The 15426-nt window shown below is 54.6% G+C and carries 16 protein-coding genes and 2 pseudogenes; 17 read left to right on the forward strand and 1 reads right to left on the reverse strand.

Going from position 1 to position 15426, the window contains the following annotated elements:
- Nucleotides 1-431: transposase (locus BW950_RS15300; RefSeq protein WP_143559147.1), on the forward strand; the 431-nt coding region annotated here is incomplete at its 5' end.
- Between the two features lie 45 nt (nucleotides 432-476).
- Here the strand turns inward: BW950_RS15300 and BW950_RS15545 are convergent.
- A pseudogene (locus BW950_RS15545) lies at nucleotides 477-713 on the reverse strand (transposase); the annotation flags it as partial.
- A gap of 279 nt (nucleotides 714-992) precedes the next feature.
- Here BW950_RS15545 and BW950_RS06255 point away from each other — a divergent pair.
- The 16 genes and pseudogenes from BW950_RS06255 to BW950_RS06330 all read left to right on the forward strand — a co-directional run bounded on the left by BW950_RS06255 (nucleotide 993) and on the right by BW950_RS06330 (nucleotide 15350).
- Complete coding sequence (locus tag BW950_RS06255) at nucleotides 993-2297, forward strand: hypothetical protein (protein WP_143559148.1); 1305 nt, start codon at nucleotides 993-995, stop codon at nucleotides 2295-2297.
- A 251-nt stretch (nucleotides 2298-2548) separates the two neighbouring features.
- Complete coding sequence (locus BW950_RS06260; RefSeq protein ID WP_076488441.1) at nucleotides 2549-3364, forward strand: glycosyltransferase; 816 nt, start codon at nucleotides 2549-2551, stop codon at nucleotides 3362-3364.
- Nucleotides 3365-4577: 1213 nt separating this feature from the next.
- Nucleotides 4578-5324 (forward strand): glycosyltransferase family 4 protein, encoded by a 747-nt coding sequence (locus BW950_RS15305; protein WP_234969038.1) that lies wholly within the window; start codon nucleotides 4578-4580, stop codon nucleotides 5322-5324.
- A gap of 135 nt (nucleotides 5325-5459) precedes the next feature.
- The gene (locus tag BW950_RS06270; protein WP_076488443.1) at nucleotides 5460-6587 is read left to right on the forward strand and encodes a glycosyltransferase; all 1128 of its coding nucleotides are present in this window, start codon (nucleotides 5460-5462) and stop codon (nucleotides 6585-6587) included.
- Nucleotides 6588-6680: 93 nt separating this feature from the next.
- Nucleotides 6681-6977, forward strand: a complete 297-nt coding sequence (locus BW950_RS06275) for a transposase (RefSeq protein WP_076488444.1) — start codon at nucleotides 6681-6683, stop codon at nucleotides 6975-6977.
- Nucleotides 6977-7234: pseudogene (locus tag BW950_RS15550) on the forward strand (IS3 family transposase); the annotation flags it as partial. The gene BW950_RS06275 and the pseudogene BW950_RS15550, both read left to right, overlap by 1 nt.
- Before the next feature lie 64 nt (nucleotides 7235-7298).
- Nucleotides 7299-7970, forward strand: a complete 672-nt coding sequence (locus BW950_RS15310; protein ID WP_234969039.1) for a hypothetical protein — start codon at nucleotides 7299-7301, stop codon at nucleotides 7968-7970.
- 95 nt (nucleotides 7971-8065) lie between these two features.
- The gene (locus BW950_RS06290; RefSeq protein WP_076488447.1) at nucleotides 8066-8275 is read left to right on the forward strand and encodes a type II toxin-antitoxin system HicB family antitoxin; all 210 of its coding nucleotides are present in this window, start codon (nucleotides 8066-8068) and stop codon (nucleotides 8273-8275) included.
- Nucleotides 8276-8278: 3 nt separating this feature from the next.
- Nucleotides 8279-8503, forward strand: a complete 225-nt coding sequence (locus BW950_RS06295; protein WP_076488448.1) for a type II toxin-antitoxin system HicA family toxin — start codon at nucleotides 8279-8281, stop codon at nucleotides 8501-8503.
- 139 nt (nucleotides 8504-8642) lie between these two features.
- Nucleotides 8643-10154: an SLBB domain-containing protein gene (locus tag BW950_RS06300; RefSeq protein WP_076488449.1), complete on the forward strand. Its 1512-nt coding sequence runs from the start codon at nucleotides 8643-8645 to the stop codon at nucleotides 10152-10154.
- Between the two features lie 88 nt (nucleotides 10155-10242).
- The gene (locus BW950_RS06305) at nucleotides 10243-11325 is read left to right on the forward strand and encodes an MraY family glycosyltransferase (RefSeq protein ID WP_076488450.1); all 1083 of its coding nucleotides are present in this window, start codon (nucleotides 10243-10245) and stop codon (nucleotides 11323-11325) included.
- Between the two features lie 83 nt (nucleotides 11326-11408).
- Nucleotides 11409-11633: a ParD-like family protein gene (locus BW950_RS06310; protein WP_076488451.1), complete on the forward strand. Its 225-nt coding sequence runs from the start codon at nucleotides 11409-11411 to the stop codon at nucleotides 11631-11633.
- A gap of 12 nt (nucleotides 11634-11645) precedes the next feature.
- Nucleotides 11646-11924 carry a type II toxin-antitoxin system RelE/ParE family toxin gene (locus BW950_RS15555; RefSeq protein ID WP_076488452.1) on the forward strand — a complete coding sequence of 93 codons (279 nt, stop codon included), beginning with the start codon at nucleotides 11646-11648 and terminating at the stop codon, nucleotides 11922-11924.
- A 135-nt stretch (nucleotides 11925-12059) separates the two neighbouring features.
- Nucleotides 12060-13601 (forward strand): capsule assembly Wzi family protein, encoded by a 1542-nt coding sequence (locus BW950_RS06320; RefSeq protein ID WP_076488453.1) that lies wholly within the window; start codon nucleotides 12060-12062, stop codon nucleotides 13599-13601.
- A gap of 68 nt (nucleotides 13602-13669) precedes the next feature.
- The gene (locus tag BW950_RS06325) at nucleotides 13670-14263 is read left to right on the forward strand and encodes a helix-turn-helix domain-containing protein (protein ID WP_159438744.1); all 594 of its coding nucleotides are present in this window, start codon (nucleotides 13670-13672) and stop codon (nucleotides 14261-14263) included.
- Nucleotides 14264-14279: 16 nt separating this feature from the next.
- Nucleotides 14280-15350, forward strand: a complete 1071-nt coding sequence (locus tag BW950_RS06330; protein WP_076488455.1) for an NAD-dependent epimerase — start codon at nucleotides 14280-14282, stop codon at nucleotides 15348-15350.
- Nucleotides 15351-15426: the final 76 nt, after the last annotated feature.

Genomic DNA, 15426 nt, shown 5'->3' on the forward strand with positions numbered 1-15426 from the left:
ATGAGCCCGGTTTCCCTTCCCCTTTCTTTCAAGTCTCAACTACAGTATTTCGGTTATATCCCCTGATTCATAAACAAATAGTGCGGGCCTCAACACTTGAGGTCAACAAGGAACTATCGCTGGTGTACATCATGAAGGAGCATCTCAACCATCTCTGGCGGTTCGACGATCACATTGCCGCCCGTGCGTGGTGGCATCAGTGGTATCGCATGGCGCTCGAGAGCAACATCGATGCCTTGATTAAGTTCGCCAGAAACTTATCCATTCACATGGAGGGCTTGCTGGCACACACAAGATGCCGGCTGAATACCGGTGTTCTCGAAGGTATGAACAACAAGATCAAGGTGATCAAACGGGTCACCTATGGCTTCCGGGACGACGAATATTTCTTCCTTCGCATCCGTCACGCATTCCCCGGAATTCGACGATGAACCTTTTTGGACTTCCCGCTCCATACGGGCTTCGTTCAACTCCTTGCGAAGGCGCTGATTCTCAGCGGCAAGCTCAGCTACCGACGGATCGCCTGAGCGGGACCGCCCTTTCCCCGATTTCGCGGCGACTACCCAACTCGCGATGGTTCCCTTCGGTATCGATAACCGCAGCCCAACCTCGCTCTGAGAGAGCCCCTGTTCATTTACCATTTTGACGGCTTCACTCTTGAGCTCGTCACTATACGATCGTTTTTTCTCGTGCATTGATTCCTTGTTCCGCATCTGGATCGTTCAAGTATACGTGTCTACTGAAGTCAGTATAGGCCATCTCGTTTGCGTTTGTTTGCTGATCCGGAAGAGCGCTTGCACGTCCGCGTCTTGGAAGATGATCGCACATCAGATGGGCGAAACTGGTTAGAGTACGTGCAAGACTATATGCGTAGCTAAAGAGTTGCTTCTCGGACTTGAAGACGGGAGCCGTGATTGGGTATAGTTTTTCCGCTTGACTACCAGAAAGATTGTGGGAGTATAAGTGATGTGTTAGAGGTATTATCTATATCAATGATCAATGAAAAATCAAACAGTATTATGAACCGCAACTATCGCCTCCCCCAGCGCGTTCTATTGACCGGTAGGGTAGCTTTGCGTTTTCAGCGAGATGTATTACCATGGCTTCTGTTTTTCATGGGGTTCGTGGCGATGACTCCAATACTCCACGCGATCGGGTGGCGAGGGGTCTATTCGGTCGCCTTTGTGCTCGCTATCACCCTTGGGTTCATGTATATCGAGCGTTTAGAGCTTCACCCGTGGTTCATTTATCTTACTCTATCCATCGTGTGTTTATCGAGTATCTCCGCTGTGTATTGGCAAGATCCTCGGTATATTGCTTCGTCGGTTTTCTTGATCGTAGCTACGTTTTTGATTCAATTTGCTGATACAGCTTCAGTAGAACGAACAATCTCGATCGCAAGTAAATTTATGTTACTCGTTCTGATACTGAGTTGCTTTGGCTTTTTGCTATCGCTATTTGGCGTCCCGCCTTTGACTAGTTTCCCAAATCCTGATGGTCGCCCCAATTTTGTCTTCTATACGACCTTCTCTAACTCATATATCGGTGGTCTTGTTATTCGGCCCGCAGGAATCTATGACGAACCCGGCGCGTTGAGTCTTTACGTCTGTGCCATCGCTTGTTTGCGTCAGCTGCTAAACAGAGATAATCGTCTAACTTGGATCTTACTCGTTCTAGGGTTCGTTACTTTCAGTTTGGCCCACTTAATCTATGTCGTTGCTCATCTGTTCTCAGAACGTCTGGATCGTACCAACCGACGCCGGTTAATATTAGGAACTCTATTGATAGTTGTTGTTCTATTATCTACCAATCTGAGTGCCATTTTTGATCAAGCTCTGTTTATGCGCTTGCAGCTTTCAGAAACCGGTACCGTGGAAGGGGACAATCGATCATGGAGAATGATAAACGCGTATGAGTTGAGCAGGGATGAGCCGCACGTCGCGTTGTTCGGGGCAGATCCAGTGTGCCGTTTCGACTATGATGAATGTAAGAGAATCTTTCCACCGATGGGTGAAAACCCCTTGTCGCCGCTCGTCTTTAACGGGTTTCTTCTTTCGTGGCCTTACTATTTGAGCCTATTGTTCTTTTTATCTTCCCCAGTATTTGGCAAAAAGTACTTGGCTAGTTTTGGTTTTGGGCTCCTGCTACTTCAGCGACCCGGCATTGAGGGGATTACGAAGTCCGTGCTCGCTTCGATCGTTGTTTTTGCTGTCGTTTCGGAAATTTTTCGTTCGTCGTCCCATCGAATTATTCTGCGTTACTTGCTAAAAAATGTCTTTGTAGAACGGAAAGAATAAAGTGGACCCCGAAAACTGGACAACGCATGAAAATTGCGTCCTAACCACCCTGTAGTAGTTATACCTACGATCATCTGACCGGTTGAATGCGGGTTAAAGTAACCGACAAATGGACCCCACCTGCCACGGTGGGGTGACACAGCCAATAATCGGGCTCTCAAGGAGGCCCGAATAACCAGAACAGTTATTGCATTCTGTTGCGTGTTGAAGGCACGACCAAGGAGTAAAACATAAAACCTACGCTGAGCATTGTGACGATTTGTTTTGAGAACCCGAGTGAACTAAAGTCTACTTTGCAGAGTGTCTCTTCTATCTATAACGCATCCTTTATGGAACAGATTGTTATCGATGGTTCGAAGTCAGGCTCGTGTGATGCCGTCATAGACGAAAACCAGTGGATTGATATAGTTGTGCGTGAATTAGATGCTGGAAAATTCGATGCCATGAATAAAGGAGTGCGCGTTGCGACTGGGCGCTATATACTTTTCTTGAATAGTGGTGACACGCTGGTAGAATGTGCACGGGAACAGTTTCGAGGAATAATGGATCGCTTGGATGCTGAGACTAAGCCGGTGCTATTCTACGGGGGGGTCGTCTTCCAAGTGGGTACAAGGCTCTTTTTATCAGTTCCGCCAGACCCATATTTTCTTAAAAGAGGACGATCTCGTCACCTTCCCTCGCATCAGGCTACTTTTTATCCAAAAGAATTTCTTCTGGAATATCAGTACGAACCAACCTATACCAGCGCTGCAGACACCGCAGTGGCTATTGAGGCAATTCGCTTGCTGCCAGTTATATCGTTGTGTGTCCCAATTGCAATATTTAGGTTGGGAGGGATTTCTAATGTACAGCCACACTTTCATGATCTGTTTAAACATCAAGAAGAATGGTGCCGAGCTAGGAAAGTCCGCGGTATCCGTAGGATCCGGTACATAGGGAAGTCCGTGGCTAAGTTCTTCATAATGAAGGTTATTGGTTGGCAACGATATTACTATTTCTCCTTGAGAGTGAAGCCTTGGCGGTTCCGGCTTTTGCAGGAAGTTTTAAAGGTGAAAGATGATAGATGAAAAGAATCTAAAGTGTATAGAATCAAAATCAACCGTATACGAGTTATTCGGGATTCCTGGAAGTGGGAAAACTTTCCTCGCGAATCGGCTTATCAAAGCACTTGATCCACAGGTCAAATTTGGCGCGACTTCGATGAAAGTAGGGCTTGAGCCACGGGTGCTCCGAGTCTTCAAGAAAATACTATTAGTACTGCTTGGTGTGGTGACTAGACCAGCAATCGTAATTCAATTATACCACATCTTGCGCTTGTACCCTCAGACAGGGCCTTTTTCAATGGCTAAGGTCGCGTTCAACTGGCTCTATATAGCCGGTGCGATCGTTCGCGATGATCGGTCTTCTAGTATTGTGGTGCTTGATCAAGGTCTTGCGCAGGCATGCTGGGCAACGGCTTTCTCGGGAAAGCGATGGCCGAATCCCCGTTCCACAGCACGCGTGTTGCGGCGTTTGGTGCGTTGTCTTTCCTTAGACCACCTGTTTATTGTTTCCGTCGAAACCACAAATAGAATCCCCCCTTGGGCAGTTTGTCTCTATGGCAAAAGGGGCTCCACGAGCCCCTTGGACCGAAAACCAATTGGCAATCTATCGTTAGCCATTGAGACTACAAAGCATATCCGATCAGTTGTTGATATAGCAGCGAATCAAAGTGCTCATATCAGTGTGTTACCGATTCACAATATGGGCTCGGGATTAACAAGTCCATGTATAAAGGATCTAATATCCAGCTGTTCTCATTGAACAGGATAAAAGCGGCTTAGGCCGCAAGATTGGGGGAATTCCATTGTGCGTCAGATCACCGTAGCTTTTTTCATAGTGGCTAGGCCCCGGCTGACCGGGGCTCAGAGAGTAATCAGCAATCTCCTCCAGGAACTGGCAAATAGACCTGAGTTGCGAGTCATCCTAATATGTACGGATGGTAACACGCCCATAGCCGAACGCGCAAAACGAAGTGATATAGAGCACATTGAGATGCCTTATCCCAAACGGCTAGACACTTTTGGGGGAAGACTTCTGGCATTGCGGAACTCACTTATCGCTTTTCCTGATTTTGTCCGCTATCGGTCGCAGATGCGTGACGTGGTGAAATCGCTGAGGCCGGATCTTATCTTTGCTGGCAATACTCGTGCTCTTCTTCCACTCGTCTTGCAGCCAGCAGTTCGGTGCCCCTTAGTATGGAACATATTTCTGGGGCGGCGGTCACGAGGAGTATGGTGGTTGCTGAACGAAATTACGCTAAGAGCCGCAGACGCAATAGTTACGGAGTATACGAATCAGGCGAGTGATAACCTGACCCGGCGGCAATTTCAGCGGTTCCGACACAAAATTCACACAATAGTCACGGCGATAGAGCTTCCTGCTAATACTCAGTTGCCAAGTAATATTACGCCGAAGTCCGCTTCTTGGACGGTCGGGTTTGCTGGAACGCTTTGTCACCGAAAGGGGCTTGATCTATTTCTTAACGCGGCCGTCGAAATGGATAGACTAGATCGCAAGCATCCTGTCCGGTTTTTTATCGCAGGGGAAACTTCTACAACTGACCAGGGCCAGTATTTGGAAACCCAAAAGCGTCATATTTCGGTCTCTGGCGCTGAAGTTCATTTTCTCGGTTGGGTCGATCAAATGGAGTGGTTTTATTCGAATATCGATATTTTCGTCCTCTCCTCACGGGAGGAAGGTATGCCGGGCGTCGTTAGAGAGGCTATGGCGCGTGGGATTCCAGTAGTCGCCACAAATGTAGGAGGCGTTCGAGATGCATTAGGTGACGATAGCCAAGCTGCTGGTATTGTTGTGAAAAGTGAAGATTCAAACGAAATCGCCAATGCACTACTTTCCCTAATGAACGATCCCCAGACCTATCAGCAACTCGCACGACGAGGCCGCAACCGAGCGTCGAGTCTGTTTGCGATTCAGCGTTATGCGGACGACATTTGCGCCTTATTTCTTTCACTGGCGTCCCGCTGAGTGTTTTGTGCAACACTGCTCTTTCGGGGGGGGGGCCGTTTCCAACAGTTGACTCCTCATAGAGTCCGTTGTTCAGGAAGCCCTAACTGGTGCCGTCTCAACTATTCTCTTGTCAAGATAGGAGCTCTAAACGAAATGATTGTTCAAATCGGAAAATACTATTTACCTGAGATCGGAGGGATAGAGAACAACGTTCGACAGGTTGCTCATGCAGCGAGCCATTTTTGCGATAGTGCTGTGCTTTGTATGCGAAAGGGTCACGGTGAACGCATATCGTTTAACGATGTAAGTGTGCAAGTGATTAAATTGCGAAGCTTCGGCTGCTTTTGGCGTCAGGAGATAACCGAAAGCCCAATCCCGTTTCTTAATGGCCTGGAACCTGACATTCTGCAATTTCACTCGCCTAATCCTTTATTGGCATACCCGGTGTGGCTTTATTTGCGGAAAAACCCGCACGTGAGACTTGTGATCTCCCATCATGCTGATTTGCAAAGGCCTGGACCGGTTCGATCTGTCGCAAATCTTGCTTTCCTTCGGTTGTTGGAACGAGCTGATACCATAATTAGTTACACGCGCATTTTCGCGGAACAGTCGCGCGAAATCAGTAGATATGTTGATAAAGTCACGGTACTGCCGCATGGGGTGGCGTTCCCTTCAAAGGAAGACTACGTCCGCGATGAGATTGACATAAGTCGTGCAAAAGGGTTGCGCGTTGGGTTTCTTGGCAGGCTTGAGGCTTGGAAAGGTGTCCAGATTTTGTTCAAAGCGCTTAAGATGTGTCGACCGGAAACCCAGGTCATAGTGGCTGGCGATGGCACGTTTCACACAGCACTAAAAAAACTGGCGGAGCAATTACAGATTCTTGGCCAGGTCGAGTTTATGGGTCATGTTAGCGGTGCGGATAAGGAACAATTCTTCAGCAAAATTGATGTCTTGGCGCTTCCGAGTTTGAACTGCGGTGAATCGTACGGTCAAGCGCTTGTCGAAGCACAACTACGCCAGGTGCCAGTTATCGCGTCCGACCTGCCAACAGGCGTGCGCGAAATATGTGATTACGGTCGCACTGGTCTTTTGTTTCCGCCGGGTAACGCGGGGGCTTTGGCGGGCGCATTGAAGCAGCTCGAGAATACATCGACCTACCGTGATCTTGCTGGCTCTGCGTACCGGCGGGCCGTTTCAAATTATTCTGAGCAAGCAGTCAAGGATCGTCTCAAGGAGTTCTATTTAGAACTAATAGAGCCTCTTGCAAAAATCCCGGACTGACAGCCTATAATGAGCCCAAGAAATCAGACAGTCTGACGGGGCGGTTTATCGAATATCCTTACCACCCAAAGACAAAGGCGATAGGATACAGATATGCGCAAAAGCTACGATACAGCATTCAAAGTGAAGGTAGCGATCGAGGCAGCGAAAGAGCAGGAAACACTACAGGAGCTTTCTGCCCGATTCGAGGTCAGTCCCGGACAGATCTCGCAGTGGAAGCGGCAGCTCCTTGAGGGAGCTGGAGAACTGTTTGAAAGTCCCAACAAAAAGCACAAGCGAGAGCGGGACACAGAGGCCGACCGGGAGCGGTTACTCCAGACGGTAGGGAAGCTCACAGTAGAGAACGAATTCCTAAAAAAGTACAAGGAACTGTACGGGAGCGAGTTCTGATGATCGAGGCTGACCACAAAAAACTCTCGATAGCAGAGCAATGCCGCGTGCTGGACTTCAATCGCTCGGCGTACTATTACGAATGCTCAGACCGGCGTAGTGACGCCGATCTTGAGGATCTGAAGCTCATTCTGACAGTGCTTGGTGAGAAAGCATTCTACGGCTACCGCAAGATTGCCAGGGAGCTGAAGAGTACATATCGGCATATGACCAGCAAGCGGGTGCGGCGAATCATTCATCAGTTTGGACTGCGGGCAATCTACCCCAAGCTCAACCTGAGCAAGCCGCGTAAAGGCCATAACCCGTCTTCAAGTCCGCGAGGTGGAGCTTCTGGAGCGCAAGCTCTCCGAGGTGGAGCAGGAGATCGCCTTCTACGAGGAGGAGATCAAGGCCTTTCAGCGCCGCTATGGCACCATCAGCCCCGAGGCCTACGCCACCGAGCAGGTCCGTATCCTGGCCGAGATGCGCGCCCGCCTGATCAACAAGGAGATCGAGCTTCAGACCTACGGCGAGTTCACCCGCATAGACGATCCCGTGGCGGCCCGCCTGCGGGCCGAGCGGGATCAGCTCCGCCAGGCCATTAACGAGATGGAACGGCGCTACTTCGGCGGGGGCGCTCCCTCGTCGGCCCAGGGGGTCCTGGACGGCATAGACCCCCAGGATATCCCCGAGCTCTCGGTTCGCTTTGGCCGCCTGGAGCGGGAGCTCCGGGTTCAGGCCCGCATTTTTGAGGTCCTCACCCAGCAGTACGAGGTTGCCCGCCTCTCCGCCGACGGCGAGGCCCTGCGGATGCAGATTCTGGAGCTCTCCGAGCCGCCCCAGCTCAAGGCCGGTCCCAGCCGTGCCATCATGGTGATTGTGGCCACCTTCGCCGCAGGCTTTTTTGCGGTCTTTCTGGCCTTTTTCCTGGAGTTCATACAAAACCTCCGGAAAGACCCGGAAGTCACCGCCAAGTTCCGCACATCGGGAAAACCTGCCCGCTCCAACCGGTAACAGGTCGTCGGTGAAGAATAATTTTGGGCAGATGTGCTATACTATATCTATACTGGCACGAGGACTGACACGATGACTGACGCGAGGTTAGCTACATGAAGACATTTACTGCGATCATTGAGCGGGATCGTGATACTGGGTATTATGTTGGTTACGTACCGGAGTTTCCTGGGGCACACAGCCAGGGAGAGACCATCGAGGAGCTTCGGGATAACCTTGTGGAAGTGCTCACTATGCTCATGGAAGATGAGGACCTCCCAAACGAGGTTGAGTTCATCGGTACTCAGCAGATTGTGGTTGCATAACCTGTGGGAAACATACCCGTCCTGAAAGCAACAGAGGTCGTCCGGTTGCTGGAGAAACACGGTTTTCGCGAGGTTCGTCAGAGAGGCTCCCACAAGCAGTTTCGTCGCGATGATGGCAGATCCACAACAGTGCCGGTGCATAAAGGCCGGGATATCTCTCCCACGATACTTCGCAAGATCTGCGCCGACATAGATATGACCATTCACGCCTTCCTGGCGCCTCGATAGCGTGTAGGACAAACAAGCAATTGCCCCTGTACACGCGAGGGATCAGAGGGACTGATCGCGACAGGAAATGCGCTTTCAGTCTGGCGATGCAAAAAAGATCAGAATGAACATTTACACCCCCTAAAACAGGATACCCACAATGCTACGAGATAACACCACCCGCACCACCCGATCCACCATCCTGGCCGCGCTCATGTTCCTGCTCTGTGTTGGCCTCTGTGTATCCCAGGATGCATCGGGCGCCGCCCCCGGCGCAGACAGCCAGGATGCCTCCCAGTTGCGCCGGGTCACCCTGGCCACCACAGACCCCGCCTATCCGGCAACCCCCGGCGATATCTACCGGGTCCGCTTTATGCCCGGCAGCCAGACCGTCTCGCTGGACGTGGTGGTCCAGAGCGATCTCACCGTGGAGCTGGGCGTGGTGGGGAGCTTCTCAGCCCGGAACATGCTCTATAGCGAGCTGCGCGCCGAGATTCGCCGCCGCATCAACGCCGCCTATCCCGGAAGCCAGCCCACGGTGCAAATCCACGCCACGGGGCTCTTTCAGGTGCCCGTAACAGGCGAGGTCTCCGGAGCCTACCGCTACGAAGCCTGGGGCCTCTCCCGCCTGAGCCAGGTGATCTCGGGACGCACCACCGATCGGGCCAGCCTGCGTGCCGTGGAGGTGATCTCCTCCGACGGCAGCTCCAGCCGCTACGATCTCTTCCGGGCCCAACGCTTTGGCGAGCAGGACCAGGACCCCCTGATCCGCCCCGGCGATCAGGTGGTGCTCCACCGGGCCGAGCGGATTGTAACCCTGGGGGGCGAGGTGCAACGCAGCGGTCGCTACGAGCTCCTGGCCGGCGAAGATTTGGAGGAGCTGATCCACCGCTACGGCGACGGCCCCACCCCGGCAGCCGATCTGGAGCAGACTCGCATCATCCGCACCGATCCCCAGCCGGGAGAACCCTCGCGGACCCTCCAGGCCGATCTGAAAGACCTGGCCCGCCGGGACCAGCCCTTTCCGCTGGAAGACGGAGACCAGGTCACGCTCTTTGCCAAGGACGCCTTCCTGCCCGTGGCCTTCTTTGAAGGAGCAGTTCAGGGAACCCAGGAATCAGACCCGGGAACCCAGCCGGGCTACGCCCGGTATCCCCACCGGTTTCGGCCGGGGACGCTCCTCTCCCAGGCTGTGCGTGCCACGGCAGACCGCTTTCTGCCCTCGGCCGATCTCTCCCGGGCCTACGTGATGCGCACCATGGCCCAGGGAGGCGAGGTGATCACCGTGAACCTGGAGGAGCTTCTCTACCAGCGCACGCCCGCAGCCGATATGGAGCTCAAAACAGGAGACCGGATCGTCCTGCCCTTTCGGCAGAACTTTGTCATTGTCAGCGGGGCCGTCCACGCCCCCGGGCGCTATCCCTACGTGCCGGGCCGAACCTACGAGTATTACATGGCCCAGGCTGGCGGCACCGATCGCAACCGTCACATGGGAGATCGCCCCAAGATTCGCACCGTCGATGGCAGCCGCCGCAACAAGAGTGACGAGATCCAGCCCGAGGATACCATCCACTTTTCCACCAACAGCGTGTTTTTCTTTGTGGGGCCCATCGCCACCATTGTGAGCACCGCTACCAGCATTGTGCTGCTCTACCTGAACCTGAGTGATTGATTCTGCGGCAATCTGCAGAAGAACCGTTGCAACTGGTTGACAGGGGGGGAGCCATCTCGGATGATTAATATACACAAGGGGTGTCTGCATGGACTTGATATTTGCCGCTGCCGGAGCAACGCTGTTTTCGGCGGTTCTGGTTCGTTTTTTGATAGGCTTGGCGCGCAATCGCGCTTGGTACGATTGGACCGACGAGCGCAAGGCCCACGATGGAAACATCCCCTTTCTGGGTGGCATCGGCATCTCGGTGAGTTTTTTCACCGTTGGTCTGAGCGCGTTCTTTCTCTTTCATTATACCGCCCAGGGTCGGGCCTTCTCCTTCTGGTACATGGCCGCAATTCTGGCGGGGTTGCTCCTGATCCACGCCACGGGTGTCTTTGACGACTTCCGGAACATCCCCGCCCTCAAGAAGCTTTCTCTCCAGATCCTGGCGGCGGGCATTATCGTTGCCGGGGGGCCTGTTATCCGCACCATCCAGTTTTTTGGCCCTGCCACGCAGATCTCCTTGGGGATCTTCGCCGTGCCCTTTACCGTGGCCTGGATTGTGGGCATGGGCAACGCCGTGAACCTGATCGATGGCATGGACGGCCTTGCCGGCGGGGTTGTCTTTATCGCCTCCCTGGTGCTGGGGGTTCTGGCTGTTGCCGAGGGAAACGCCCTCACGGCGCTTTTGGCCTTCACCCTCTGCGGGGCCATAGCGGGGTTTCTGGTCTTTAACCTGCCTCCGGCAAAAATCTTCATGGGCGATGGCGGCGCGCTCTTTCTGGGCTACGCCGTGGCGGTGTTGCCCATCCTCTCCCGGGGGGGGGAGGTTCTCCCCGTGCCGGTGCTGGTGCCGATCTCGCTGCTTCTGGTTCCCATTGCCGATATCGTGGCCGCCGTGATCCGGCGCAAATCCCGTGGGTTGCCCTTCCACAGCGCCGATCGGGAGCACATTCATCACAAATTGCAGGATGCGGGCCTCTCCGTTCCCCAGGCCCTGGCCGTCATCTACGGCTTTTGCGGTCTCATGGCCTTCTCGGTCCTGGCCTTCAAGCTGCTTCACAACGGGTTCCGCCTGGCCATTCTCTCGGGAGCCTGGACCGCTGTCGCCCTGGCGGTGATCATGCTCTATCGGTATCAGGCCGCAGACTCCCGCCACCAGCCCGACGAGGTCGCCCGAACCTCCTGATGGATCTGCGAGGGAAAAGATGGAGCAAAACTGCTTGTTTATTTACCACATTTGTGGTAAATTGATGGTGAGGTAGCGCTTCAATGAGTACTGTTTCCGTTCGCATCGATGAGGAGCTTGTGCAGGCAGCCCGTGTTGCATCAAAGGCGGAGTTTCGCACGGTGCAGGCACAGGTTGAGTTCTGGGCCAAGGTGGGCCGCTCCGCCTTGGACAACCCGGATCTGCCGGCTTCGTTTATTGCAGAGAGTCTCATGAGTATGGCCGAGCCCAAAGACGATAGCACGGTCTTTGTTCCCCGCGCTGAATAATCTGGCGGACCAATGAACTGGGAAGTGCGGCAGACACGTCGTTTTGTTCGAGTGTACAAAAAGCTTCACAAGTCTCTTTGTGCCGATGTAAATCAGGCAATTTCCGATATTTCGGCAAACCCTGATATAGGTGTTCAGAAAAAAGGAGACCTCTCGGACCTGTGGGTCCACAGATTCCGGAGTTCAGGCCAGGTTTATTTGCTTGCCTATACCCGTGAAGATTGCCTGCGATTGATTTACCTTGAGGCACTCGGGCCCCACGAGAACTTCTACCGCGATATGAAACGATAAAGCTTCACACCAAAACACACTATGCCACGAATAATATACCAAACAACGGGCCCCTCGCCTTCGAGGGTGGCCTGTGAGTAACCTCCAGAGCGCAAGTAGCGCTTGAGGAGATCTCCCCCACCTTGGAGTATAACAATGGACCGATTTCTCTCTTGCCCGGGACGGCCCTTCGGGGTCGTGGCTGTTTTCTGCATCCTGCTCGCGGGCAATCTGGGTGCCACGGAACCTCTGACAACCCTGGGGCACCCCCGGGACGACCAGCCCGAGGGATTTTCCCTTTCCGTGGCCGCACATCTTGCCGGAGGAACAGGCCGCACGCCCTTCTGGGTGCAATCCCGGCAGTGGGGGCTCTACACCGATTCTGCTCTGCAGGCCTCCCAGAGTCTGGAGGGGATCTATCGCCACCAATTCGGGGAGCACGGCGAACTCACGGCGCTTCTTGATCTTGATCTCTTTACCGATGACGACGGCCTGGAACCGCGGTTGCGCTTTGGTTACGCTGCGCTGCAATGGCGCGAGCTCATCCTCAAAGCCGGTGTGTTCCCGGAGCTTCTGGGGATAACACCCCACCCGGATCTCTCGTCGGGGTCCATGGCTGTGAGTGGGAACGCCCGGCCCTTGCCGAAAGTTCAGATATCAACCGACGGCTTTGTCAGTGTGCCCGGCACGCAGGAGGCGCTTCAGGTAAAACTGGGGCTGAACCACGGCTGGTACACGGGGGAGCGCTACCAGGGTCGGGAGCTGCTCCACGAGAAGTGGGCCTACGCGCGGCTGGGGTTGCCCCAGGAGTTCGGCTTCTACGCCGGGCTCATCCACCACGGCACCTGGGGCGGCGATGCAACCAGCGTTGATCTGGACAGCTATCTGCGGATTCTCCGCGCCTCCGGCGGCGGCAGCGACGATCTTGCGACCTTTCAGAAAGGAAACTTCGGGAACAACCGGGGAATCTGGGATATTGGCGTCCAGGCTCCCTTCGAGGACTTTCGGGTCGATCTGTATCATCACAACTTTTTTGAGCAAAACCGGGATTACAAGTTCCGGAACGGCCGCGACGGTCTCTGGGGTGTGGCGCTTCGGCTGGATCGCCCGGGATGGTGGCCCACCACCTTTGTGGTGGAACACGTCCGGACAAGTTACCAGAGTGGTTCCTATCATACCTTCCGGGAGCTGTACAGGGATAACGAAGAGCACTTTAAAGGCGATGGTATTGATGATGTTACCGATGATCCCGGAGCAATTGATGTGCACCGTGGAAGAAGCAGCTACTACTCCCACGGCATCTACCGAAACGGCTGGTCCCATCAGGATCGGATAATCGGCAATCCCTTCATAATGGGAACGGGGTCGGGGGAGGATTTCAGAATAGCCAGTAACCGTGTCAGAGCGGGCCACTACGGTCTGGGGGGCGCGATAGACCGGCACGTTCAGTACCACCTGCTTTTTTCCTATGTGGAGCACCTCTCTACCGAAGTGAGCGGATCGCCCCGCTACGCACCCCGCACCATCGTGCCCGAAGGGGAAACCTGGGTGCAGACCCACAGCTATCTTGGTCTCACTATGGCCCGGGCCTTCGGGAAGGATTCCCTGACCGTCTCGGCCGGTCTGGGTCTTGATGTGGGAGACGTATACGACGATGCCCTGGGAATGAGCCTCTCCCTGCGGTGGTTCTTTCGCTAGTTTTTCTGGCGAATCACGCACAGCCCTCTGCCGACAGAGATAAAAATACCGGGAAAATTGGAATGAACATGACCTCATCAGATACACAGGACACCCCCGATCTGCGCGAGCTCGATCTGCTTGCGCACATTCACCAGGGATCTCGCCTGGAGCAGGGCCACAGCCAGCGCAGTCTGGCCGCTGCCCTGGGCCTCTCCCTGGGCATGACCAACGTTATTTTGAAACGTATGGTCACCCGGGGCTTTGTGCTGGTGCGCCGCACCGAGGGGCACCGCTCCCAGTACCTGCTCACACCTCGGGGGATGGAACAGCTGGGCAAGCGAAGCTACCGCTATCTGCGGCGTACCGTGGGCCACGTGGTGCGCTACAAGGAGCTGATCCGCCAGGAACTGCGGAATCACCGCAAGGAGGGCGGCCGCAGGGTGGTGCTGGTTGGCACAAGCGATCTTGAGTTTATCCTGGAATGGTGCGCTTGCAAGGAAGGCCTCCTTCTGGAACGGTGCCCCACCGCGAGCGAGCCCGAAGAGCCAGGCCCGTCAGAGAGTGATACGCTCCTGCTCTGGTCCGAGAAAGCCCCGAACCCCCGGGGAAAAACCCTGACAGACCTGCTTGAACCGCCTGCGTTACCGCGCTCGGCCAACGGGCAGAATGAAACAATATAACCCGACAGGAGTCTTTATGAACGTATTGGTAACCGGCGCGGCCGGATTTATCGGCTATCACCTGACACAGCGCCTCCTGAGCGAGGACCACCAGGTGGTGGGCCTGGATAATGTCAACGACTATTACGATGTAACCCTCAAGGAAGGGCGCCTGCGGCAGCTGGGGATATCCCTCTGTGACGGAGCCGGCCCTCTGGCAGGACAGGAAAACTTCACCTTCCACCGGATGGACCTGGAAGACAGCGCGGCGGTTCGGGACCTCTTTTTGGCCGAGCGCTTCGACGTGGTTGTGAATCTGGCCGCCCAGGCGGGGGTTCGCTACTCCCTGACCAACCCCGGGGCGTATATTTCCAGCAACATCCAGGGGTTTTTGAGCATTCTGGAAGCCGCCCGGGCCCAGGCCGATGCAGGAACCCCCGTGAAACACCTGGTCTATGCCTCGTCCAGCTCGGTCTACGGAATAGATCCCCACAAACCCTTTGCGGAGCAAACCGCCGCAGACCACCCCGCCAGCCTCTACGCCGCCAGCAAACGTTCCAACGAGCTTATGGCTCACACCTATTCGCACCTCTATGGCCTGCCCGCCACGGGGTTGCGCTTCTTTACCGTCTATGGCCCCTGGGGCCGCCCCGATATGGCGCTCTTCCTCTTTACCAAGGCAATTCTGGAGGGAAAGGCGATCGATGTCTTTAACCACGGCAAGATGGAGCGGGATTTTACCTACGTTGATGATATAGTAGAGGGAATCCGCCGGGTGATGGATCGTGTTCCTGCGGGAGACCCCGCCTGGGACGGCCACCAAAGCGGGGTGAGCCCGGCACCCTGCCGGGTCTACAACATAGGCCGGGGAGCACCGGTGCGACTCATGGATTTTATCGAGGCCCTGGAGGAAGAGCTTGGCCAAAAGGCCCGCAAGAACATGATGCCCCTCCAGGCCGGCGACGTGACCGCCACCTTTGCCGATTGCACCGCCCTGGAGCAGGACACGGGCTACCGCCCCGTTACGGAAGTGCGCCAGGGGATCGCCGCCTTTGTGGCCTGGTACCGTGAGTTTTATGGGATATCACGGCCCCGTCTTCAAGTCTGAGAATCGCCCCCATACCAACCTCTCTGCGGAAGTGAGTGGCGATTCGAGTTATGCACCGTGTACGGTCGTTCCGGAG

Origin of the sequence: Alkalispirochaeta americana (assembly GCF_900156105.1) — a bacterium.
GTDB classification, from domain to species: Bacteria; Spirochaetota; Spirochaetia; order DSM-27196; family Alkalispirochaetaceae; genus Alkalispirochaeta; species Alkalispirochaeta americana.

Bases quoted from the DNA above. Each gene is read 5' to 3' on its own strand.
- BW950_RS06330 (WP_076488455.1), top strand. From the start codon at position 14,280: ATGAACGTATTGGTAACCGGCGCGGCCGGATTTATCGGCTATCACCTG.
- BW950_RS06320 (WP_076488453.1), top strand. From the start codon at position 12,060: ATGGACCGATTTCTCTCTTGCCCGGGACGGCCCTTCGGGGTCGTGGCT.
- BW950_RS06300 (WP_076488449.1), top strand. From the start codon at position 8,643: ATGCTACGAGATAACACCACCCGCACCACCCGATCCACCATCCTGGCC.
- BW950_RS06305 (WP_076488450.1), top strand. From the start codon at position 10,243: ATGGACTTGATATTTGCCGCTGCCGGAGCAACGCTGTTTTCGGCGGTT.
- BW950_RS06290 (WP_076488447.1), top strand. From the start codon at position 8,066: ATGAAGACATTTACTGCGATCATTGAGCGGGATCGTGATACTGGGTAT.
- BW950_RS06275 (WP_076488444.1), top strand. From the start codon at position 6,681: ATGCGCAAAAGCTACGATACAGCATTCAAAGTGAAGGTAGCGATCGAG.
- BW950_RS06270 (WP_076488443.1), top strand. From the start codon at position 5,460: ATGATTGTTCAAATCGGAAAATACTATTTACCTGAGATCGGAGGGATA.
- BW950_RS06255 (WP_143559148.1), top strand. From the start codon at position 993: ATGATCAATGAAAAATCAAACAGTATTATGAACCGCAACTATCGCCTC.
- BW950_RS06310 (WP_076488451.1), top strand. From the start codon at position 11,409: ATGAGTACTGTTTCCGTTCGCATCGATGAGGAGCTTGTGCAGGCAGCC.
- BW950_RS15555 (WP_076488452.1), top strand. From the start codon at position 11,646: ATGAACTGGGAAGTGCGGCAGACACGTCGTTTTGTTCGAGTGTACAAA.
- BW950_RS06325 (WP_159438744.1), top strand. From the start codon at position 13,670: ATGACCTCATCAGATACACAGGACACCCCCGATCTGCGCGAGCTCGAT.